1 pseudogene is annotated in these 319 nt (G+C 50.8%); it reads left to right on the top strand.

Annotation, left to right across the window (positions count from 1 at the left end):
• Window positions 1-319: pseudogene (locus tag G4417_RS16700) on the top strand (virulence-associated protein E); the annotation flags it as partial.

Here is a 319-nt window from a genome sequence, read left to right as displayed (position 1 = left end):
CCATGCAGCGGTATCTCAAAGAACACCAGCGGGATTTTATGCCGGAGGACACCAAAGCCGGAATGATACAGGCGTATCTTGATAAGTACACCGGGAGTATGGTCTGTTCCAAGCAGCTCTACAAGGAAGCCTTGAACCATGCCTTTGACGAACCGAAGCAATGGGAAATCCGGGAAATCAACGAGATTATGAATCAGAGCATTACCGGCTGGCGGTACTTCCCGAACCCAAGAATGTTTTCCGAATATGGCAGACAAAAGGGCTGGGAGCGTGAAAACCCGGCAACGGACTCCGGCAACCCGTCTGAAAAAACGATGGA

Source organism: Blautia wexlerae, assembly GCF_013300825.1.
In the GTDB taxonomy this organism is placed as follows: Bacteria; Bacillota; Clostridia; order Lachnospirales; family Lachnospiraceae; genus Blautia_A; species Blautia_A wexlerae_B.
This window is presented reverse-complemented; position numbering and strand designations above follow the sequence as displayed.